This is a genomic window from Mucilaginibacter sp. 5C4 (genome assembly GCF_034345625.1).
Classification (GTDB): Bacteria; Bacteroidota; Bacteroidia; order Sphingobacteriales; family Sphingobacteriaceae; genus Mucilaginibacter; species Mucilaginibacter aurantiaciroseus.
Genome location: NZ_CP133775.1, coordinates 12,415 through 33,504 on the forward strand (window position 1 = coordinate 12,415; position 21,090 = coordinate 33,504).

At 45.4% G+C, this 21,090-nt stretch carries 15 protein-coding genes; 4 read left to right on the forward strand and 11 right to left on the reverse strand.

Annotated features, from left to right (window positions below):
• Positions 1-104 precede the first annotated feature (104 nt).
• Both RHM67_RS00070 and RHM67_RS00075 read right to left on the reverse strand, forming a co-directional pair.
• Positions 105-1,100: an EamA family transporter gene (locus RHM67_RS00070; protein ID WP_322229361.1), complete on the reverse strand. Its 996-nt coding sequence runs from the start codon at positions 1,098-1,100 to the stop codon at positions 105-107.
• A complete protein-coding gene (locus tag RHM67_RS00075; RefSeq protein WP_322229363.1) occupies positions 1,097-1,552 on the reverse strand; it encodes a DoxX family protein in 456 nt (151 codons plus the stop codon). Before RHM67_RS00075 ends, RHM67_RS00070 begins: the two co-directional genes overlap by 4 nt.
• Positions 1,553-1,631: 79 nt before the next feature.
• Between RHM67_RS00075 and RHM67_RS00080 the strand changes: the two genes are divergently transcribed.
• The gene (locus tag RHM67_RS00080; RefSeq protein ID WP_322229364.1) at positions 1,632-3,119 is read left to right on the forward strand and encodes a PLP-dependent aminotransferase family protein; all 1,488 of its coding nucleotides are present in this window, start codon (positions 1,632-1,634) and stop codon (positions 3,117-3,119) included.
• Here the strand turns inward: RHM67_RS00080 and budA are convergent.
• On the reverse strand, positions 3,116-3,910 hold the full coding sequence (budA, locus tag RHM67_RS00085; RefSeq protein WP_322229366.1) for an acetolactate decarboxylase: 795 nt from the start codon (positions 3,908-3,910) through the stop codon (positions 3,116-3,118). The two genes, RHM67_RS00080 and budA, sit on opposite strands and share 4 nt — an antisense overlap.
• A gap of 136 nt (positions 3,911-4,046) precedes the next feature.
• Here budA and RHM67_RS00090 point away from each other — a divergent pair, with 136 nt between their 5' ends.
• Positions 4,047-4,808 (forward strand): hypothetical protein, encoded by a 762-nt coding sequence (locus RHM67_RS00090; RefSeq protein ID WP_322229368.1) that lies wholly within the window; start codon positions 4,047-4,049, stop codon positions 4,806-4,808.
• A gap of 2 nt (positions 4,809-4,810) precedes the next feature.
• On the opposite strand, the gene RHM67_RS00095 is transcribed toward RHM67_RS00090, so the two are convergent.
• The 6 genes from RHM67_RS00095 to rhaT all read right to left on the reverse strand — a co-directional run bounded on the left by RHM67_RS00095 (position 4,811) and on the right by rhaT (position 15,994).
• Complete coding sequence (locus RHM67_RS00095; protein WP_322229371.1) at positions 4,811-6,580, reverse strand: alpha-L-rhamnosidase; 1,770 nt, start codon at positions 6,578-6,580, stop codon at positions 4,811-4,813.
• Positions 6,581-6,583: 3 nt separating this feature from the next.
• Entirely contained in the window at positions 6,584-9,835 is a 3,252-nt protein-coding gene (locus RHM67_RS00100) for a glycosyl hydrolase (RefSeq protein ID WP_322229372.1), read from the reverse strand.
• A gap of 96 nt (positions 9,836-9,931) precedes the next feature.
• The gene (locus tag RHM67_RS00105) at positions 9,932-11,317 is read right to left on the reverse strand and encodes an FGGY-family carbohydrate kinase (protein WP_322229374.1); all 1,386 of its coding nucleotides are present in this window, start codon (positions 11,315-11,317) and stop codon (positions 9,932-9,934) included.
• 3 nt (positions 11,318-11,320) lie between these two features.
• Positions 11,321-12,595, reverse strand: a complete 1,275-nt coding sequence (locus RHM67_RS00110) for a TIM barrel protein (RefSeq protein ID WP_322229376.1) — start codon at positions 12,593-12,595, stop codon at positions 11,321-11,323.
• A gap of 72 nt (positions 12,596-12,667) precedes the next feature.
• Positions 12,668-14,788, reverse strand: a complete 2,121-nt coding sequence (locus RHM67_RS00115; protein WP_322229378.1) for a bifunctional aldolase/short-chain dehydrogenase — start codon at positions 14,786-14,788, stop codon at positions 12,668-12,670.
• Between the two features lie 123 nt (positions 14,789-14,911).
• Entirely contained in the window at positions 14,912-15,994 is a 1,083-nt protein-coding gene (gene rhaT / locus RHM67_RS00120) for an L-rhamnose/proton symporter RhaT (protein WP_322229380.1), read from the reverse strand.
• Between the two features lie 129 nt (positions 15,995-16,123).
• On the opposite strand from rhaT, the gene RHM67_RS00125 reads away from it, so the two are divergent.
• The gene (locus RHM67_RS00125) at positions 16,124-16,795 is read left to right on the forward strand and encodes a MarC family protein (protein WP_322229381.1); all 672 of its coding nucleotides are present in this window, start codon (positions 16,124-16,126) and stop codon (positions 16,793-16,795) included.
• A 115-nt stretch (positions 16,796-16,910) separates the two neighbouring features.
• Entirely contained in the window at positions 16,911-17,255 is a 345-nt protein-coding gene (locus RHM67_RS00130) for a hypothetical protein (protein ID WP_322229383.1), read from the forward strand.
• A gap of 217 nt (positions 17,256-17,472) precedes the next feature.
• Here the strand turns inward: RHM67_RS00130 and RHM67_RS00135 are convergent, their stop codons facing one another.
• Together RHM67_RS00135 and RHM67_RS00140 are read right to left on the reverse strand one after the other, a co-directional pair.
• Positions 17,473-17,715, reverse strand: a complete 243-nt coding sequence (locus RHM67_RS00135; RefSeq protein WP_322229386.1) for a hypothetical protein — start codon at positions 17,713-17,715, stop codon at positions 17,473-17,475.
• 187 nt (positions 17,716-17,902) lie between these two features.
• The gene (locus RHM67_RS00140) at positions 17,903-20,785 is read right to left on the reverse strand and encodes a ligand-binding sensor domain-containing protein (RefSeq protein WP_322232160.1); all 2,883 of its coding nucleotides are present in this window, start codon (positions 20,783-20,785) and stop codon (positions 17,903-17,905) included.
• Between the last annotated feature and the right edge of the window lie 305 nt (positions 20,786-21,090).

Genomic DNA, 21,090 nt, shown 5'->3' on the forward strand with positions numbered 1-21,090 from the left:
ATACTCCACTTAGTAATAATTCATTCATTGCCGCCCCATTTATGGGACGGATTGGCAAGCCGGATATGGGCTTTAGCCAAACCTCTGCGGGGTGCCCGCAGTTATTACACCGCCTCGCACATTTGCCCGCTAACCTTTACCGGTTTAACTTCAGCTTCTTTCTTATCATTAGCATCCTTACGGTATTTGGCAAGGTTTATCAGCAGTACACTTATTAATATAATTACCAGCCCGCCAATTTGTACCCACGAAATATGCTCCTGTGCAAACATCACCCCTAATAAAACCGCAATAACCGGGTTAACGTACGAGTGTGTGCTCACCTGTGTGGCAGGCCTAACCTGTAACAACCAAACATAAGCGGTAAATGCCGCTATTGACCCAAATACTATAAGATATGCTACCGCCAACCAGGCCTGCAAAGGCACACGGGTTATATCAAAACCTGCAAATTCGTTATGCAGGGCGCTTGCCGGTAAAAAGGCAAAGCCCGCTATCAGCATTTGCCATGCGGTAGTTACTCGTGCAGGGCTGCTGCTTTTTTTGTATTTAGAGTATAATGACCCTGCCGCCCAGCCTATCGGGCCGATGATCAGTAAGCCCACGCCCCATATCTTAGCGCTATCATGCGTGCCGCCAAGGGCGTTTGCCACCTGTTCGCCAAATAATAAGATCACCCCGGCAAAACCAATTACCAAACCCACAACGGTGGCTGTACTGGTGAGGTTTTCTTTCCAGTTGCGCTTATCTAATATTACAAACCAAATTGGGTTGGCCGATATCATGATAGCAACCATCGCGCTTGGTAAAGCCTGCTCAACCCATATTACTATGCCATTGCCAACGGCTAAAAGCAGTAAACCGCTAATGGCTGCAGTAATAATATCTTTTTTTACCCAGATCTTGTCGCCTTTAAGGGCGCACCATCCCAGCAATAACAAACCGGCAGTTATATAACGTATAGCCCCCATCAACATAGCCGGGATGCCCTGGATGGCCATCTGGATAAAGAAATACGTTGAACCCCATACAATATATACCGTGGCAAAAGCTATTACTATTAATAAGGTGGACGGTGCTTTTTGTGAGATGTTTGTCATGACGGTTGTTGTTTAGTAATTAACGAATCGATACTCCATTTGTAATAAGGCAGGGTTGCCAGCAAAAAGCTTGCAGCACTTACCGTAAAAACCGAGTATCCTATAGGCGCATCTATCCCCCTTGAAATGGTCATAGACGCTGCGAAGGCCAGCGCAATTGCGCCGCTGCCTAATGCGGACAAGCGTGTAAATAAGCCGATGATAAGCATAAAACCAAAAACGCCTTCACCAATAGTGGCTAAAACGGCCAGCGGCGTTACAAGGGCATCGGGCAAAAACGACATGGTATCTTTAGACAGCAACATAAAATGTGCCCAATCGCCCCAGCTAATATGTGGCTGCCCCGGTGCACCCAACCAGCCAAGCCTATCGGCCACCAGCCAAAGGTATGCTGCGCCAAGGGCTAACCTTAAGTACAATGCTGTTGCCTGCTGATATTTTGATGCTTCCATTATTTTTGCTAATGATATAAAAATACGAGGATAGTGGCCTATCTTTATAGTCCAGATAAAACAAGCAAGATAGTCCAGTATGCAATTTGTAACAGGTTTACTTAGTATCGACAAATCATTGCAGGTGCCCGTGTACCTGCAGATAGCCAACGGCATTATAGGCCACATCAGGCAAGGAACTTTAAAACCGACATCGGCGTTGCCCAGCAGCCGCGCTTTGGCCCTTGGTTTAAAGGTTCACCGCAATACCGTAGTTGCCGCTTACGATGAACTATACGCCCAAAGCTGGGTGGATGTTTATCCGCAGAAAGGCATCTTTATTGCTTCCAACCTCCCGGAGGTGTCGCCGCGGCCAATTGCAGATAATGCGCCGCAACTATTGTCATACCCCGAGAAAACACATTTTGATGTTTGCGAGAATACGCTGAGCCATATCAACCTTTTTAAACCGGCATCCAGTTTAAGTATTGCCTTTAATGAAGGCTTCCCTGATACGCGCCTTGCGCCTGTCGATTTGATGCTGCGCGAGTACCGTCGTTTTGCCGGTTATCATTTCACCAGTAAATATTTATTGTATGGACCAGAGCAGGGTTCAGAGAACCTGCGGACGGAACTTGCCCGTTTCCTGGGCGAGACCCGTGGCCTGCACGTAAACCCCGAGCATGTGCTGATCACCAAGGGCGCGCAAATGGCTATTTACCTTGCGGCGCAATTGCTGCTTGGTAAAGGTGATACCGTTATTGCCGCAGACCCGGGTTACTGCGGCGCCAATGAAGTGTTCGTGCAAACCGGGGCAAATTTGGAACTGGTGCCCGTTGATGAATGTGGGATAGATCTGGACGCTGTGGAAGAGATCTGCAAAAAGAAAAAGGTAAAAGCGCTGTACGTGATCCCACATCATCACCAGCCTACTACGGTTACGCTAAGTTCGGAAAGGCGGATGCGCCTGCTGGAACTGGCTATGAGGTACAGCTTCGCGATTTTGGAGGATGATTACGATTATGATTTCCACTATGCCAGCAGCCCTATCCTGCCACTTGCCAGCGCCGATTATTATGGCAGCGTTATTTATATAGGTTCGTTTTGTAAAACCATCGCGCCGGGCATCCGCATAGGGTTTATGGTTGCGCCACCCAACCTTATTTCGCAGGCTACCAAATTGCGCCGTATCATCGACAGGCAGGGCGAACAGCTTTTAGAAGAGGCCATGGCCAACCTGCTCAAGAACGGCGACATTACCCGCCACCTCAAAAAGGCCAACAAGCTTTACCACGAACGCCGGAATGTGTTCTGCGATCTGCTGAACCAGCAGCTTGGCGAACACGTAAGTTTTAAAATTCCAGATGGTGGGTTTGCTATCTGGATGAAATACCTCAATGGCATCAAACCAAAAGCGGTTGCCGAAAAGGCCGCGGTCATGGGCTTAGCCGTTAGCGCGGGTCGCGATTACTATTTCGACCCATCCCGCGAAAGCGAACACATCCGCATAGGTTTTGCTTCCATGAATTTTAAGGAAATGGAGCAGGCTACCGACCTGTTGGCAAAAGCGGTGAAGAAACTGGTTTAATCTTTCTTGCCGTTCTCTACACGTTTCACCTCGTCGCGGCGATCCTTCTTAAAGTCGAAGTTATCGAAGTCTTTGGTTTGGGGAATGTCAACCTTGAAGCCGTCTAACTGGTCAACCTCAATGGTGATATTATCTGTCATCAGGTCGATGATGTGGCCGCCGGCTTTTTTGTCGTCACTTAAAAAATGGAAATGGTAACCGGCGATGTTCGGGCCATCCATAAATGTTGGGATACGGTAACCCACCAGTGTGCCCCTCACATTTTCGAAAGTGAAAAAATGTTGCAGTGGCAGCATGTCGGCAAGTGGTTGGTAAGGCTTGTTTTTTACAGGCGGAAAAGCCCGGGTTTTTACCAAATTAAAGCTCCCGGTTATTTTTATCGCGTAAATTCCGTTCTTGTTCGTTAACAGGCTATCGAGATACTTAAAGAGGTCATTTTTGGACAGTTTTTGGTGATTTTGGGCCGCTTTTTGGGCGTCAAAAAAGTTGACTACCGCAAAGGGTGTAAGAGCTGTTGGTTTTACCAAAAATGTTTTACCGGTTGATTGCGTTTGGTAGATCTTACCATCCAGGATCAGGATCTCACCGTCGAGTTTATCGGGGGCACCAAGTCCAAAATCGCCGTATTTTAATACTTTGGTGTAAGGGTAAACAGCATCATACAAACCACCAATAAAGGCACTTGCGTGGCCTGCGGTGTATAATGTTTTGCTTTTTGTTTGTGCCGATGCACTGCCGATTGATAAAAGGCATAGCACCGCCAATATAGCATAGGGGTTGCGAAAGGGCATTCTTGAAGGTTAAATATATTGTGGCTAATATACTAAATGCCACCCAGTTAGCATAAATAGCATTTATTTATAAAACGCCTTAATAAAAGCTTAACTTTTCACTAACATTAATTATCTATTTTAGGTTATCAATACTATGGCTATGCTGAAATCGATATACATATTCTTCGTCTGCTTTATCGTAACTACTTCGGTTTACGCACAGCAAAAGTACACCGCGGCCAACATCCATTCGCATAACGATTACTCGCGGCCAAATGCTTTTTACCAGGCCTTTAATGCAGGCGCTGGCGCAATAGAGGCTGACATACACCTACGCAATGGCAAACTCCTGGTAGCGCACGATACATTAATATCAAAGCAGCCACGCACATTGGTGCAACTATACCTGCAACCTATAATGAAAGAGTTGAAAGCCAACTCGCGACCACTCAATTTGGTGATAGATCTGAAAGGCCCATACGCCCCTATACTCGCCGAATTACAGGAGGAACTGAAACCACTAAAGCACCTGATAAAAGATAACAACCAATACCCGTTAAGTATTATTATCACCGGCAACCGCCCGCCACCTGCCGGGTATAAAAACTACCCATCCTACATTGCTTTTGACGACGACCTGCAATTGCCGCACACACCCGATGAGTGGAAACGCGTAGCGCAGGTTAGCCTTAACTTCGAAAATTATTCCGGATGGAGGGGCGAGGATGATCTGCCAATTTTGGATGAGCGCAGGCTTAAGTCGATAATAAACGCCTTGCATGCAGCAGGTAAAAAGATCAGGTTTTGGGCTGCGCCCGACAATATCGCCGGCTGGCGAAAACTAATGCAGTTGCATGCCGACATCCTATCTACCGATAAAATTGATGAACTTGTTGCCGAGCTGAATGCTAAGTAAGTCTAATTTACTTTTATAATGGTTATCCCTTTTGGCGCTTGCACATCAATCTTAACCTTACCATTAACCAGTTTGGTATTCTTTATTTTTACGATGCCTAATGGGGTGGGGAAAGTTCCTTCAACAAACTTTAGATCGCCCAGATGTGGCTCGATGCGTAATACTTTACAACCAGGGGCCATCACATTTACACCCAATACATATTGTGTTAACCAGGGCGTAGGGCCAGATGCCCAACCGTGGCTAAGGCTATGCCTGAAACCTTTGTAACAAAATGCGCCATAATCGCCGTGAATATCCTTTTTACCATCGGGCACCAGCTCATCAATCCGCGAAGCATTAGGTAGCCAATCGATATTAAAGTCTTCCCAAAATGTGGTGGCACCTAACGAAAGCATTGGCTCCCAGTAGTTACGGATGGCATCTATAGAGCCCTGGTAATCGCCGGCTTTTGCTTTGGCCAGCAGCATATAGTAACCAAAAAAGGTTGAATAATTGTGCACGCCCCTGTCGGAGAGTACCACGTTTGCCTTAGTAGCCGGCATTAAACCCGACAGCGCCAATAATGCTGCAGCCTGCTTAGACTTACCCGGATCAGGCACGTTCTTCTTTAACCTAATTACCGCTGTTTTACATTTTGCAGCGGTGGTCGGGTCATTTAAAACAGTCGCGAGGTCGGCACCTGCGGTTAAGGTCATGGCCAACAAACCTTGCAAACCTGCATGAATGGCTTTAGGGTCGGTGCTTGATGGCCAGTCCAAAAACCGTTGCCCATCCTTCAGGTCTTCGCTGTTATTGGCATCAATCTGTTTAATGTATTGGTTTAAGAGTGCTATTAAGTAAGTCTTTTGCTGCTTTAGATAATTCAAGTCACCGTTATGCATATACCAATCATGATGGATGAGCACCCACCACATCGAGTAAGAGATCATGCCATTCATATACTCGGGCAGCGGAGTAATATCTCTTGCCAGATCAAGGCTTTTGGGCACCACATTGCTGTTACCAAATACCGCTGCAATGGTTGATGTTTCGGGGTGCATATCGCCGACCCAAACCAGGCGATCGCGTTTAATGCCGTCCCATAAATAGTCCTGCATATTCAAGTGCACGGTATAGGCCCCTGTCATCCAGATCTTGTTCAGTAAAGTATCGCTGCTTTTAAATGAGCCTAAATAAGGTATATCTCTAAATACAAAAATAGCCCGCACTTCCTTTAATTTCAACTCGGCATTGTCATCCAGCAAATCTATCCGCACAAACCTAAAGCCGGTATTGCCAACTTCAAGCTTGCCTAACCATGGCAGCGAAATCTCAAAATCGCGCATGGCATGGTCGTTGGTAGCGCCTTTAACGGTATCGATACTACTCATGGCCTCACTCGCCGATTCACCGAACCTGATGCGCACCCTCACAGGCTTCCCACCTCGGGACTGATCGGTAACCAATTGCAACCCGCCGTGCAGTTCGCGCCCAAAATCAAGTAAAATACCCGCTTTAGCTTTGTCATTATTTCGCAGAATGCATAGGTCTTTTCCCGATAGATTAGCCTGACCGTCGCCCGGTTTTAATAGTCGTTCGGCATTTTTAATGTTCGCTGCATCTTTTGTGGTTTGCCACAAGATCTTCACCGGCGACAAATACCGCCTTACAATTTCCTCTTTTTGCACATCTTTTAAATGCGTACCGGCAAATACAGGCGGCAGTTGTGCGTAGCTACTTTTACAAAGCAATACAATACCAAGTGTTATATAAATCTTAAGTTTGCTCATTTGTTAATATTTGATCACATCAATTTTAACCGGGCCTAATAAACCCGAGGATTGTAACCCACCTTTAGGGTCGGGGCTATAAATTACCGATGTCGGGCGTGTCCCGGCAGGCATCAACGCATCACCTATCAGCCTGTTCACCCAATTATTCACCACTTTAATTTCCAGTTTATTATCACCCGGTTTAAGTGCTTTGGTGATATCTACCGTATACGGCGGCGTCCATGCACCGCCCATTTCCACACCATTCACAAAAACTTTGGCTATAGATTTTGCCAGGCCTAAATCAATAACGTAGTTAGCGCCTTTGTCTATCTTCCCGGCTTTAAACGTGGTGCGATACCAAGCTGTGCCCGAGTAATATTTAATACTATCGTTCGCACTTTTAGACCAATCGGTTAGGGTTTCAAATTTCACCGGTTGAGCCGGGCCACGCATGTTTTTATCGAAACTTACCATCCAAGGCTGGGTTATGCTTATCGTTTTGGATGCCTCCGGGTAATTTGCTTTAGTGCTGTCGCCTCCCGCGCCCTGCTTGCGGAATATCACAAATGCGCTCTCTAAAGGGGCCAGCTGCATTGGTACAACGGTTGATGTCGCTGTTTGATGATAAGATGGTAATGCACGCATACTCCCATCTATTGCATTCCACAACTCGGGGCTTTTGCCGGCTGTGCGGAACTCTGCATCAAATTTTATTGGCGTATCTTTTTGGTTGGATACAAAATAAAGTTCTCCTTCTTTTAATTGGCGATGGATAAATAACACATCATCGGTTTTGGTGATCTTCAGGTCAGGCTGTGATTTAACCATGTTCAACACTTCTTGTAAACTCATGCCGTTCACTATCATGCCTTTGCCGTAATGGTTAACTTTAGTTGTGGTGCCGTCTATGCTACCCCAAAGTTCGGCGGCCAGATCTTTTATCTGTTTATCTGCCATTGGATAACCCTGCAAGCTTGGCGAGCGCAAAGGCTTTTGCCCTAAAACAACCAGGCCCTGTTGAACCAGTTCTTTGATCTTAGTTAACAGTTCCGGGCGGATGGTTTCCAGTTTTGGCAATACCAATACGCTATAGTTGATGCCGTTTGGCAAAGCAAGCTTGCCATCTTTTATAAAAGCTTTCTGTTTGATCACTTCGCCGTTAATATAATCGAACGAGTATCCTTTAGGCAACTCAGGATCAGTTACGCCGGTCATTTTTGGGGCATCTTCGCCAATAAAGTAGGCAACATCGGCAACGTACTGGCCTTGCTGTAACAGCATGTTACAGCGTTTAATGTAATGTAGCAGCACATCCATATCGTAATACCAAGTGTTTAGCCTGTTAAACTCCACACCAAACCAGGCGGTTAAACCCGGGCCTTTATCCCCCGGCTGCTGGATATAAACATGCATCAGTGTATTATTGATACCCTCGGTAAAAAAGCGGTCGCCGCGTTTTTTAAACATTGCCGGGTAACGCCCAAACGGCGCGCCAGCCGCGGTGAACGATTCTGCCGATACTTTTATCTTCCCGTAAATATGTGCAGATGAGGATGCCGCGCGGTTCTCAATATCACCCAAATCACCTTCACTCCAAAACTCGCCGCCAATCTCGTCCGACTGCCCGCCGTATTGTAAAAACTCGCCCGGGAAACCCCAATGCCCGTAATTCTCCAGCCAGGTGGTTAACCCGTTCTGGTGGCTTATCTCGCGCAAGCCACCTACATATTTATAGGATACCTCATCTGCAATCAGCCTGCGCAGGTCCCATAAAAACCTGTCGGACATATCCTGGTTGCCCACCACCTTGCCTTGCAGCGTTGGCAGGTATGGTATTGGGTCATAATTATAAGCTTGTTTAAATTCGGCGACAAGGTTGTCCGTCCAGTTTTGGCTGCCGGTTTCATAGCTGTCTTCTACAACCACCTTCCATGTTTTGCGGTCTTCGGCAGGGATGCGTTTCAGAATTTCACCCATGTAAGCGTTAAAGTGCGAAGCGACATGCTCTTTGCTCATCTTATCTACCTCACGGCCGCGCCCTTCAGGCGGGGCAGGGGCGTTAACAACATTGGTTGGCGTCATCCCGGTGCGTTCAATTACCCAGCTACCCGCAGGCACTTTCCAGTTGAGCGTACCATCTGCCGACATGTATTTAGATACATCTACCACTTTCGTGGGGTCAATAGCATATTTAGAAACCTCATTCGGTTGCATCGGCCATTGGTAGGCCGTCCAGAACGGGTGCGGGGTTGGCCACATTTTGGCAAGCGTTTTTTCCAGGTATTTTTCTACCATCGGCACTGATGATAAGTTCACCTCAGCCAAGCCCGAATCGCCACTTACTTTGGTGAACACTATCCTGAAATTGGTAGCCGACGTTGCCGGGATAGAAATTGTGGCCGCCCCATAAGATATGAAGCCCGTATTCAATTCGGGATTGCTACGGTCGATAGAAAAATGGTTAAGGGTTACGTAGGCCCCGTTAACCTTTACCTGCACATCACCCTCGATATAAACCGGCTTTTTAGCGGTAGAAATAATTACGCTGCTTACCGTGTATGGCTGCTTCGTATTTATATCGAGCGAAAATTGCTGTCCATTTTCAAGATGGATACCTGTTGCTTCGTTGCCGTCAAATAAATTCGCTACAGAATCTACTTCCGGGGTAGATTTGAATGTCGGTTTTAAGGCATTGACATCAGTATTATAATCGGCAGCCACGGGGTAGGCAATAACCTTTACATCCTGGAAATTTGCCTGCGGCTGTACCAATTTTTTATTAAATGATAACGGCCCTTTAACCATCAATTGCGATGAAGTTAAATAGCGCATAGATTGCTGCGGCTTAACCCATGGCCCTCCGGACTGGCTCCATCCCGGGCTGTTAAAGATCCCTATCTCAATGTTTAACCTTGTTGCTGTTTTAAGGGCGGTATGCAAGATATCCCACCACTCTTCAGAAAACATTTTTATTTTACCGTAAGGCACTTCGTCCATCCCTATGTTACCGATGAATGCGCGGTTGATACCCACTTTTTTCATCGCTTCCAGATCTTTCACCACACCTTCTTTAGAGATATTTCCCGAGATCCAGTACCAATAAACGCTTGTCTGTACCGAATCCGGGATGGTCGCGAAACCGGTTTCGATTGCTTTAAAACTTGCTGAATAGTATTGGGCACGGGCAGTGCTATTAGGATTTTGGGCCTTTGATGTAGTAGCTATGAAACATAGCGCAAAAAAGCCAAGGCAGGTGTGTTTTAAATACATAAGTATCATGTTAAAAGCCGTTTTAACACGCGGCTCAATAAATATATAATTATAGAGGGGCCGGGTTATGGTGCAACCAAGCCTTTCTTTTCAATATCAGGCGCTTACAGATTCGTTTGCCGAGTAATATTTTAATTCGATAATGTCGCTCGGGATCTGTTTGCTGTTCCACTCTTTATGGATGCATAAGGCTGCACCAACTGCCGATGCCTGCGCCATGGACGCGGCAAAGGTTTCCATGTTTTTAAACGATGTTGCCAGTAAGTGCATGTAGATGCTGTTTTTGCTAAAGCCGCCATCTACAAAAATCCGTTTAACGGATGTGCTGTTTAAAAGCAGTTTGGTAGAAGCTACCTGTAGGTTTACCAGATCAAGCACCAATTGGTGATACGCTTCTATATCATTGGCGAATGCCGAAAGTTCCCTTGTGGCAAATTTCGATTCTTTGGCAAAGCCTTCGCCTTGTCTTTGCAGGTGTTCCTTTTTAAGCTTCGCGATCACATCAGCATCAAACGGGATATTCCTGTATTTGATCACATTCTGGTTAAAATGCGCGGCAATGCGCTTAACCTGTTGCTCATACTCCAACCCCGAAAACAGGCGGGATGCTTTTACATGCTTGCCTTTGTACTGGATGTAGAACAGGCAGTCTTTGTCCAGTTCGTCTGCCGTTAATGGCGATTGATTGAATGGGTTTAAGCTGATACACCAGGTGCCTGTCGAGATCAAAATAAATGGTTCCTGAAAATTCACCAGGTAGGGTATCAACGCCGCCGAACTATCGTGCAGGCCAACGCCTACTTTATAATTATTACCGGGGAACAGCGCAGGTAATGCTTTATCCGCAGCAGCTATGGGAGCAAGTTTTAGGGTAAGCCCCTCGCGTTGGATCCAATCGTGGTAGCGGTCGCTTCCAAAATCCCACATAGCGGTATGGCAGCCAATGCTGGTGAGGTCTGAATAGTATTGCCCGGATAATAAAAAACTTAAATATTGCGGCAGGTGCAGGGAGTACTTGATGCGCTTGTAAAGTTCAGGCTGCTCATTTTTTATCCGGTATAATTGCAACCCTGAATTTAGGCTACCCAATATAGGCGAAGCCGTTTCAGTACTGAATTTCAGTTCGCCGCCGTACTCATCATAAAACTTCGCGCTTAATTCCTCGGGGTAGGGTTTAAGGTAATTATAAAGCGGGGCCAGCGCCTGCCCGCTTTCATCCAAGTGGACAAAACTTGCGCCGTATGCCGAAAAGTTTACCGCCCGTACCTTAAATTCCTTCAGTCTGAAGATCTCGCTCAGCGAGTCGAATACCGACAGGCGCAAGCTTTGCAGGTTTTCGCACACAAAGCCATCCTCGTCAACCGTTTCCGTAAACCGTGCCGATTTCTCGAACACAATTTTATAGTCCTGGTCAAACAGGAACAATTTTTTGTTGGTCTTGCCTACATCAAATACAGCTATAACGGGTGTGGCGCTACTCATAATTTACAAACCGGTGGCAACGGTATTTAGGCCGCGTTCGCTAATGAGGTTTTCTCTTACTTTCAATTTCCTATAGGCATTCACCGGATCTAAAGCGCCGCCGTTACGCAGGCTGGCTTCGGCTACTAACGGGCGCACATCTGTACGGTAGGCCGTTTGCAAGATCTCTTGTGCAAGAACTACATCATTGTTCTTTTGGGCAGAGGTTAGCGCGGCTTTATCAATAATTAATGCCTGTGCGTAAGCTATCTTGATAGCCTGTACCGACTGCAATAAGTCTTCTATTGGGTCCTTAACATTATGCGATGCATCTATCATCCAGCCTAAACCGGTTGCGTGGTCCATGCTGCGGGCGTCCATGCCTTCTACCAGTTCGTTAAAGATCAGGAACAACTGGTATGGATTGATGCTGCCAACCGTAAGGTCGTCATCACCATATTTCGAATCGTTGAAGTGGAAGCCGGCAAGCTTGTTCTCCATTAATAACAAAGATACGACCTGCTCGATGTTAGTGCCCTGCAAGTGGTGACCAAGGTCTACCAAGGTAGCTGCCTTTGGCCCTAATTTGGATGCCAGCAGGTACGATTGGCCCCAATCGCCAATGGTTGTCGAATAAAAGTTAGGCTCGTATGGTTTGTACTCCACCCAAACTTTCCAGTCATCAGGCAAAGCCTCGTAAATTTCCTGCAAGCTCTCCAAAGTGTTCTGAAAAGCATTACGAAAGTTTAGCTGTCCCGGAAAATTCGACCCATCAGACAACCAAACCGACAATGCTTTCGAGTTAAGCTGAACGCCGTATTTTATAACTTCTATATTATGTTCAACGGCTTGCTTACGCACCGCTTTATCAGTATGGTGCAGCGAGCCGAACTTATAGCTATGCTTCTGCTCTTTCTGATCCTGGAAGGTATTAGAGTTTACCGCATCAAAGTGCAAACCATGCTGTGCTGCCAGTTGTTTAACAGACGCGGCATTTTCAGGGATATCCCAGGGGATGTGTAACGATATAGAATTGCTCGATCTGTTTAAAGCATGGATCACACCAACATCCTCAATCTTTTCTTCAAGACTGCGTGGCTCACCACCGCCACTAAAACGGCCGAAACGTGTGCCGCCTGTGCCCAACGCCCAGCTTGGTATAGCTATGTTAAATGCGCTTAATTTCTTAAGCACACCTTCCGCATCATTTAGATCACCGGCAACATATTCAAGGCTGCGTTGGTGTTTTTTAATATCGGCCTGGTTTAGCTCCTGTAATTTAGCTTGCTCTATCTGCATCTTCTCTCTGGTTATTATAATTTGGCATGCCGGTGGTTAGTCGGCTTTTTATTCAATTTTTTATCGCGCGAATTATCTTACAAATGCCGCCGCAACTCCACCATCAACATTTATAACGTTACCGGTTGATTTGTTTAGCAAGCCGCCTGTTAAGGCAAAGCACGCGTTGGCAATATCGGCAGGTAATATCACCTGGTTAAGTAAGGTACGTTTTGCATAGTAAGCAGGCAACTCCTCTACTGTAACGCCATAAGCTTTAGCACGGCCTTCGGCCCATCCGCCGGCCCATATGTTGCTGTCGCTGATAACGGCATCAGGGTTAATTACGTTTACACGGATGCCGTCCGGGCCAAGCTCGGCAGCATTTAACCTGCTTAAGTGTAATTGTGCTGCCTTGGCGCTACCGTAACCTGCATTGTTGGGGCCGCTAACCAAAGCGTTCTTGCTTACTATATTAATAATATCGCCACCAATGGCTTGCTGTTTCATTACGGCAACGGCTGCCTGTGTTACAAAGAACTGGCCTTTCACCAATACATCGTACAACAGGTTCCAATCCTTTTCGGTATGGTCGCCAATGGTTTTGGAGATTGACAGGCCTGCGTTATTTACAATCAGGTCCACACCACCAAAAGCTAGTATCGCGGCAGCCATAGCTTCCTTAATTTGCGCCTCATTAGTAACATCTAATGTAGCGGTTGTGCAAACATCTTTACCAAATTGCTTTACAAATTCGTCGTAAGCACCGGTTAAGCGCTCAGCATTCATGTCGTTAAGGATCACAACTGCACCTTCTTCCACAAATTTTTTGGCGATTGCTTTGCCTATACCACCAGCACTGCCGGTTACCAATGCTATACGGCCCGATAATGCCTTCGGCTTTGGCATACGTTGTAGTTTAGCCTCTTCAAGCAACCAATACTCAATATCAAAAGCTTCCTGTCGCGGTAAAGAAGTGTACTCTGATATGGCTTCGGCGCCCTTCATAACGTTTATGGCGTTGATGTAAAACTCTGCTGCTACCCTTGCGGTTTGTTTATCCTTTGCAAAGGTGAACATACCCACGCCGGGGTAAAGTATCACTACCGGGTTAGCATCACGGATGCCCGGGCTATTCGGGTGTTTGCAGGTGTTATAATAACCCTCGTACATTTTGCGGTATTCCTCAAATGCAGGGGTCAATTTTTCTTTAATGGCAGCAATGTCGCTCAGGTCTTCGCCCGATGCAAGGGTTAAAACCAGCGGACTGATCTTGGTACGCAAGAAGTGATCCGGGCAACTGGTACCCATAGGCGCCAACCTGTCAAGGTCCTTAGAGTTGGTATATTCTAAAACCCTTGCATCATCGGTATAATGGCCAATCATCTGTGTTTTTGACGAGCAGAAACCACGCAGGATAGGTGCCAATGCAACCGCTTGTTTTTTACGGTCGTCTGCCGGCAGACTTTCAATTTTTGGGCCGCCAAATACGCTGCCGTTTTTGGTATAGCTTTGCTCCAGGAACTCGGCACATTTCTCTATCACCTCCAGCGTGTTGATATAGCTTTCATAAGCGGTATCGCCCCAGGTAAACAGCCCGTGCGAACCAAGCATAATACCGCGGATGCCGGGGTTGTTATCCAAACATTCTTTAAGCTGCAAACCAAGGTCGAAACCCGGGCGTTGCCAGTCTACCCAGCCTATGGTACCTTCAAATAATTCTTCGGTTATTTTTTTACCGTCTTTTGCTGCCGCGATAGCAATTGCAGCATCGGGGTGCAGGTGATCTATATGTTTAAAAGGTAAAAAGCCGTGCAAAGGTGTATCTATCGATGGCGCTTTTGAGTTAAGGTCGAAAATGCTGTGGTTAAACAGTTCCACCATTTCGTCTTCAAACCCGATGCCCCGGTACACGTTTTTAAGGCTGCGTAAACGGTCTACATACAAAGCAGCAAGGCCGCTTTTCTTCAGTGTACCGATGTCACCGCCGGATCCTTTGATCCACATTACTTCAACCTCTTTACCGGTTAAAGGGTCTTTATCCATAACCTTGCAGGAAGTGTTACCACCACCATAGTTCGTAAGGCGCAGGTCGGCACCCAGTAAGTTAGAACGATATATTAACAGGGCTACTTCATCACCGGCCAGTTCGGCCGCACGGGTGTCATCCCATAGGTAGCTTACATGTTTAAATTGTGTTGTGTTGACAGACATATGCTTTACTATTATATTTTTATTTTTATTGATAGGTTAATCGCAGCAATATTAATTATCCTTTATTGCCCAACTGTGATACACTGTGTTGACCAAGTAACCCTACCCGGCCGCATCCAGCTACTATCCTTTTATCGAATTACCGTACCCAACAATCAGCACCGAAATAATGATGGTAACAATACCCGCGAATACCGTAGCCAATGCTTTTTTACTAACGCCCTTCCATTCTTTAAGCACCAGGCCCCAAACGTTGGCTATCAATATAATAAATGCCATGTGCAGGATCCACGAACTTGCGCCATTGCCTAAGCGGCTTTCGCCCATGCCATAGAAAAAAAATTGCAGGAACCAGGTTGTACCCGCCAATGCCGAAAAGATATAATTTGCTTTTAGCGGCGTTTTTTTATTGGTATAATCGCCAAAGGTTTTATTACGGGCGTTCAGTACCATACACCAGATAAAGTTGGTAGATAACCCACCCCAAAGGATCACCACGTAGGTAACATTGTTTTGGAACAGGAACTCTCCGCCTGCCGGGTGCAGGGCCTTCCACGCGGTGTTGGCTTCGTTAGCCATCACTTTACCGGCATCAATACCAAAGGCAAAACAGGCACTTAACACACCGGATACAATGGCCACAAAAATGCCTAATCCAAATTTATATTCGGTGTTATTTACAGCGACTTCCTGGTCTTTAGTTAACTCGCGTTCTTTCATTACGCCGGCGTAACCGCATATCATTATACCCAATACACAAACTACAATTCCCAATAAAACCATTTGGCCCCAGTGGCTGTGTAGTAACGTGGTGATGCTGTCTTTACCTTGCTGCGGGAAGAAATCATAATATATAGAAGGGATCAAAGAGCCAAAAACAGAGCAAAGGCCCAAAATGATGGTACTGCCTAAGGCGACGCCCAAATACCTTACACCTAACCCATAAGTAAGCCCGCCGACGCCCCAAAGCACGCCGAAGAAGTAGGTAAGCAATAAAATTTGCCCGTTGGTATGTTTAATAATATCAGCAAAACCGGGGATGGTAAGCCAGGCGGCTACCGGGGGGGCGATTAACCAGGAAAAAATACCGCCGACTATCCAGAAACTTTCCCACGCCCAGCCTTTTACCTTTTTATACGGAATATAAAAACTGCCAGAGGCAAACCCACCTATAAAGTGGAATATAATCCCAAAAATTGCTTGCATGAAATTAGGTTAATTGGTAAATAACTTTGCTAATCTAATTAACCAAAATTTTATAACTGTTATATACTGTATGGTAGTTAGGAGTATTCATCTATTTTTATAGTTTTATAGGAATTTAAGCAAAACCCAATGCCCGAATTTTACGAATCGTTTGTACACCTTGTTTTTATTGGCATTATCGCCTTGTTCCCGGTTGTTAACCCCATAGGCTCGGCTTTTATGGTTAGTCCGTATTTTGAGAACCTGACGAGGGGCGAAAAAAAGAAAGCTGTAGGGCAAATAACGTTTTACGCTTTCCTGATATGTACCGTGTCCCTGTTTGCGGGGCAGTGGATTCTGCGCTTATTCGGCATCTCAATACCTGTGGTACAGCTGGCGGGTGGCATCATGATCTGTAAAATGGGTTGGGAATTCCTTTCGTCTGATGAGAAAAAAACCTCCGCCGAAGATCTGGACGACCAGCCCAACGTTTCGGCATTCAGCCATATTGCCAACAAGCTTTTTTATCCTATTACTTTCCCGGCGACTACCGGAGCAGGTACCATATCGGTACTATTCACCCTAAGCGCCCAGGGCGATGCGCTGGGCAGCTCCCGCTATTACATGACCACCGGCGCTATCCTGGTATCTATTGTGGTGATGTGCTCCATGATCTACTTCTTTTACCTCAACACCAGAACCATGATCCACTATTTAGGCCAGAACGGCGAAAACATCGTAAACCGCATCTCGGCCTTTTTGATCTTTTGTGTAGGGTTGCAGATAGGGATCAGTGGGTTGAAGACAATATTTAAGATATAGCTTGTTACCACAATCGGGGACGCTTGCGCAAGCGGGGATATATACTATAACTGCAATTAAATAATTATAAATTACGGCTCAATTAAATCTTAACCAATCTGTCTTAAAAGCAATCATGAATGATAAATTAAGAATAGAAACGGCAGTTGAAATATTAAATGATAGATTACCCTATCAGGTTGGTGAACTTTATATGGGAATCGATGAAAAGGGCTATTTAAATATCACAATGGCTTCAATCTCGGGTGATTTAAAAAACATCTCTAAATCAAGTGCTTTACGAGAATTAGAAGAAATCACGCTTTTATTTAGTAAAATGAAGGTTGCATCAATTAATTTTAAAACTTTCGCTGAAAGTAAACGGGTGAAGTATAATCTTAATTTTGACTATGGCATGAGCGATTTAAGAATTTGTTCAGAAATCAATGGCCTAATTGATTGGCAAACAGATTTAAATTAATCTACTCCGCTGTCTCACGCGTGCCGCATGCTCCCAACCTCACCCCCTCGTTATCTCTCTCTGAATATTAAACAAAAATTCAAACAGGTTCATTTCGGTTGGGATCTGAAGTTTTTTGCGGAGGCGGTAGCAAAAGAGACATCACAGCAACTGGTAAATATTAATTTAATGCTATGATTACCATAGCTTAACCCTGGCACAAGGTTTATAGATTTATTTAATCAACCGTTTTGACTTTATTCTTTTTGTCATCTACAGCCATGTAAAGGAAAATAGAGCCGAACATCAACATTACGCCACCAAAATATGCCGGTATTTTTACAGACCAGCCTCCGTTAAATGTTGTTATTGATGCAGAACCTCCACTATCATCAGCATTTTGATGGCTTTTGTAAAAAACATTCCCGCAAATTATTAACAATAAACCTGCGGCGATCAAAAAGATGCTTAACTTTTTCATAATGGATAAATTAAAATTTATGCCTACAGGGAAAGCGAGAGATTTTTGAACATTCAAAAAGTGACGCTAAGAGAGAGGTTATAATTACTACAAAAGGCAACGGATTATGTTTGATAAAATCCTAATGAGTTTTAATTGAGAGCCTTTCTGCCTATGTCAGGCACCCGATTATGTAAATTTATACCCCTTACCCCTTCATAATCTCCCTCTGTATATTAAACAAAAACTCAAACAGGTTCATTTCCGTTGGGATCTGGAGTTTTTTGCGGAGGCGGTAGCGGCTGATCTCTACCCCGCGCACGGAGATAGCCATTAGCTGGGCAACTTCCTTGCTGGATAGGTTCATGATGAGGTAGGCGCAAAGCTTTAGCTCCTGCTGGTTAATGCTTGGGTAACGGTCTTTTATTACGGTTAAAAAGTTGGAGTGCACTTTGTCAAAATGGATAGAAAATTGTTCCCACTCCTCGTTCAGCTTGTTTTCTTCGGCAAGCAGGCGCAATATCTTTTTGATCTCGGCGGTCTCCACCATCTCCCTGCCCAATTTTTGGAGGTGCTGCAGTTCCTCCTTCACCCTTAGTATAAACTCTTTTTTCTGCACCAGGTTCAACGCCGCTGAGGCCAGTTCGGATGTTTTAAATTCAATTTCGGATTGCAGCTTGTCGTTCTTTAGTTTCACCACCTCTTTCTCCGAGCGTTCCAGTTCCAGCTGGTGCAGGTAGGCAATTTGCTTTTGCTCTTCCTCGTTCTTTTGCTGCTGTATCAGCAATTGCTTTTGCTGCTTTTTAATGTGGCTTGCTTCCTGCAGCTTATATATATAGTATAGTACGCCGGCTATCAGCACTGAATAAAGCAGGTACGCCCATACCGTTTGGTACCAAGGCGGGTTGATCACAAACACATACGTAGCCACCGCCGATTCATTATTCTGGTGGTTGCGCGCCTTTACTTTAAAAGTATAATTGCCCGCGGGTAAATTGGTATAATCCTTATCTGGCCGTTTAGACCATTCCGACCATTCCTTGTCAAAGCCATCCAGCAGGTAACTGTACTCCGCATTAGATTGTTCCTCAAAAATGGGTGACGAATATTCAAAATGCAGCGAGTTCCAGTTATGGGTTAGAGATGGTGTATTTTCTGCGGCTTGCTTTTTATCATCGCTCACCCCGGCAAAGTAGCCGCCGTAAAGCAGGCTATCAACACCATAAGTAGCTTTCACCCTGCGGATGTAAACCTTCAGCGGCCTGATATTTTGTTTGTATTTGGCGTAGTTGATGTGGTAAAAACCATTCTCGCTACCCACAAAGACGTTGTTGGCGTTTACCGGGTAAATATTCTCGAAGCCGCTCAGGATGCGGTTGTTAAGCTCGGGGATGTTGATGATGGTTGGTGCTGATGTATAATCTGCTACGCCCACGCTTTTGCCCTGCACAAACCAAACGTTGCCGGCGGCATCCTCTTTCAGGTACCGTAAACTTCTGTCGCCAAAGATCTTTTTGAACTGTGCGGATTGCACAAAGCGGTCGGTTGCCGCATCGTATTCATAAATACCTTTTTCGGTAGCGATAACGATCCGGTCCTTTATCTTAAACACAAAATTGTTTAGGGTTGATGGCAGGCCCTCATCTTTGGTATAGGTTTTAACCTGGCCTGTATTAGGGTCGAGTTTGTAAACACCACGGTACGGGTGCGATGTCCAGACTTGGTTATGGTCATCTACCTGCATAAACCTCGCCGACTCATAATACTTGCCCAAGCTGCCTTTATCAATCAGGGTAGCGCCTTTATTATCAAATAACCGAACCCCGTAGTAGTTACCCGCTGCTATCAATGGTTCGCCACTTTTGTTTTTCAAGGCCTGAAATGTCCAGAAACCGGTAACATTATAGATGGGAGAAAGCCTATCGCCCATAATCTCGAAAAGCCCATCATCCTTACCCGCAAGCAGGCGGCCGTTCACTTCGGCCATGTTCCATGTTTGGCCTTCGCCGGTCGTTTTAAAGTCGTTTTTTAGATAACTGAGGTCGCTTATGCCCTTAACCGGGAGTTGGTACACGCCGTTAGATAAGGCGAAATATAAATTGTTCTTAAACAAGGCCGCGCCATAGCCACCGCCATCTTTAAATATCAATGGGTTAATGTGTTTAACGGCATTGTTGTATGCGATGTAATCTATCCCGTTATCCAGCCCAAGCCATACGTTATGGTTGGCATCGGTATACATGCAACGCACATTGATATTTTGCAGTCCTTCTTTTTTGCCGATATTCTCGATGATGTTACCGGTTTTATCAAACTGATAAATGCCATTAACATAAGTGCCTACCAGGTAAGTGCCATCGTTCAATGCTGTTGCTCCCGAAAAATGCTGGTGGTTATCAATACCGGCCCCGTTAAGGTTATAGTAATTTAGTTTATTGCCACTTAGCAAAAACAAGCCATCCTTTGCAGAGGTAACCAGGCCCGTGGTATCATTAAATTTGGATATGCTGGTAATATAAAAGCCATTTGGCAGATCCGCTTTAGCAATAAACGGCGTCCAGCTGCCATTTGTTAATGATAAAACGCCTTTTTGCTCATCATGGGCCAATAGCTTACTGCCGTATGTACCCAAAAACAACCACGACGGCGAATGGTAAACGGTTATCTTACTGTTGCTATACCTAAAGATCTTATCATGCGTGCGAAAAAAGATGTCATTCCCGTACGCCGCAATATCCCATATATCAGAAAATGCCTGGTCGGTTTTAGGGATGAGGTTTTTAAGCGAGGTAAAAACAAGCAGGCCATTTTTTGCGGGTGTAAAGTATCCTATTTCATCCTGCCCGCCAACGTAAAGCTTTTTATCGGCACCAAATTCTAATGACCGTACAATGGTTTTATTGGGCAGCGGGTAAAGCTGCCAGTACGAACCATCGAACACCAGCACACCTTCGTTATTGGCAAAATACATCCGGCCCTGCGCATCCTGGCGTATTTTCCAGTTTTGCGTACCTGCATTGTACTGCCTTTTCTCGTAATTAACGGTTTTGCGCTGCCCAATGTAGGCCTGTGCCATGGCACCTTGTGCCATCACATTAATTATTACGAACAGCAGCAGCCTTAAATACAAGGGATTATAGCGTTTAATCAAAATTATATAGGTGTTTACAATTGGTTTACTAATATCCGTGTTTTTAAATGAAATTTCAATGTTGTGTAGTAGTGATGTAGTGCGAAATTTCGCTTTGAGATACGCTTGCTATACATTTGGTTCCTATAAACCAATTGCTCCGGCAAATTATAACCCAATTTAAAAACCGTTAACAAATGCTTAAAGCTTAATGCATGGCTGCGCATGCTTGTGCGCGAAAATGAAAACGTATGAAGAAACTTTTA

What these genes read in the sequence shown, in the direction of transcription:
- RHM67_RS00070 (WP_322229361.1), bottom strand. Translation starts at nt 1,100, where the DNA reads ATGACAAACATCTCACAAAAAGCACCGTCCACCTTATTAATAGTAATA.
- RHM67_RS00075 (WP_322229363.1), bottom strand. Translation starts at nt 1,552, where the DNA reads ATGGAAGCATCAAAATATCAGCAGGCAACAGCATTGTACTTAAGGTTA.
- RHM67_RS00080 (WP_322229364.1), top strand. Translation starts at nt 1,632, where the DNA reads ATGCAATTTGTAACAGGTTTACTTAGTATCGACAAATCATTGCAGGTG.
- budA (WP_322229366.1), bottom strand. Translation starts at nt 3,910, where the DNA reads ATGCCCTTTCGCAACCCCTATGCTATATTGGCGGTGCTATGCCTTTTA.
- RHM67_RS00090 (WP_322229368.1), top strand. Translation starts at nt 4,047, where the DNA reads ATGGCTATGCTGAAATCGATATACATATTCTTCGTCTGCTTTATCGTA.
- RHM67_RS00095 (WP_322229371.1), bottom strand. Translation starts at nt 6,580, where the DNA reads ATGAGCAAACTTAAGATTTATATAACACTTGGTATTGTATTGCTTTGT.
- RHM67_RS00100 (WP_322229372.1), bottom strand. Translation starts at nt 9,835, where the DNA reads ATGTATTTAAAACACACCTGCCTTGGCTTTTTTGCGCTATGTTTCATA.
- RHM67_RS00105 (WP_322229374.1), bottom strand. Translation starts at nt 11,317, where the DNA reads ATGAGTAGCGCCACACCCGTTATAGCTGTATTTGATGTAGGCAAGACC.
- RHM67_RS00110 (WP_322229376.1), bottom strand. Translation starts at nt 12,595, where the DNA reads ATGCAGATAGAGCAAGCTAAATTACAGGAGCTAAACCAGGCCGATATT.
- RHM67_RS00115 (WP_322229378.1), bottom strand. Translation starts at nt 14,788, where the DNA reads ATGTCTGTCAACACAACACAATTTAAACATGTAAGCTACCTATGGGAT.
- rhaT (WP_322229380.1), bottom strand. Translation starts at nt 15,994, where the DNA reads ATGCAAGCAATTTTTGGGATTATATTCCACTTTATAGGTGGGTTTGCC.
- RHM67_RS00125 (WP_322229381.1), top strand. Translation starts at nt 16,124, where the DNA reads ATGCCCGAATTTTACGAATCGTTTGTACACCTTGTTTTTATTGGCATT.
- RHM67_RS00130 (WP_322229383.1), top strand. Translation starts at nt 16,911, where the DNA reads ATGAATGATAAATTAAGAATAGAAACGGCAGTTGAAATATTAAATGAT.
- RHM67_RS00135 (WP_322229386.1), bottom strand. Translation starts at nt 17,715, where the DNA reads ATGAAAAAGTTAAGCATCTTTTTGATCGCCGCAGGTTTATTGTTAATA.
- RHM67_RS00140 (WP_322232160.1), bottom strand. Translation starts at nt 20,785, where the DNA reads ATGGCACAAGGTGCCATGGCACAGGCCTACATTGGGCAGCGCAAAACC.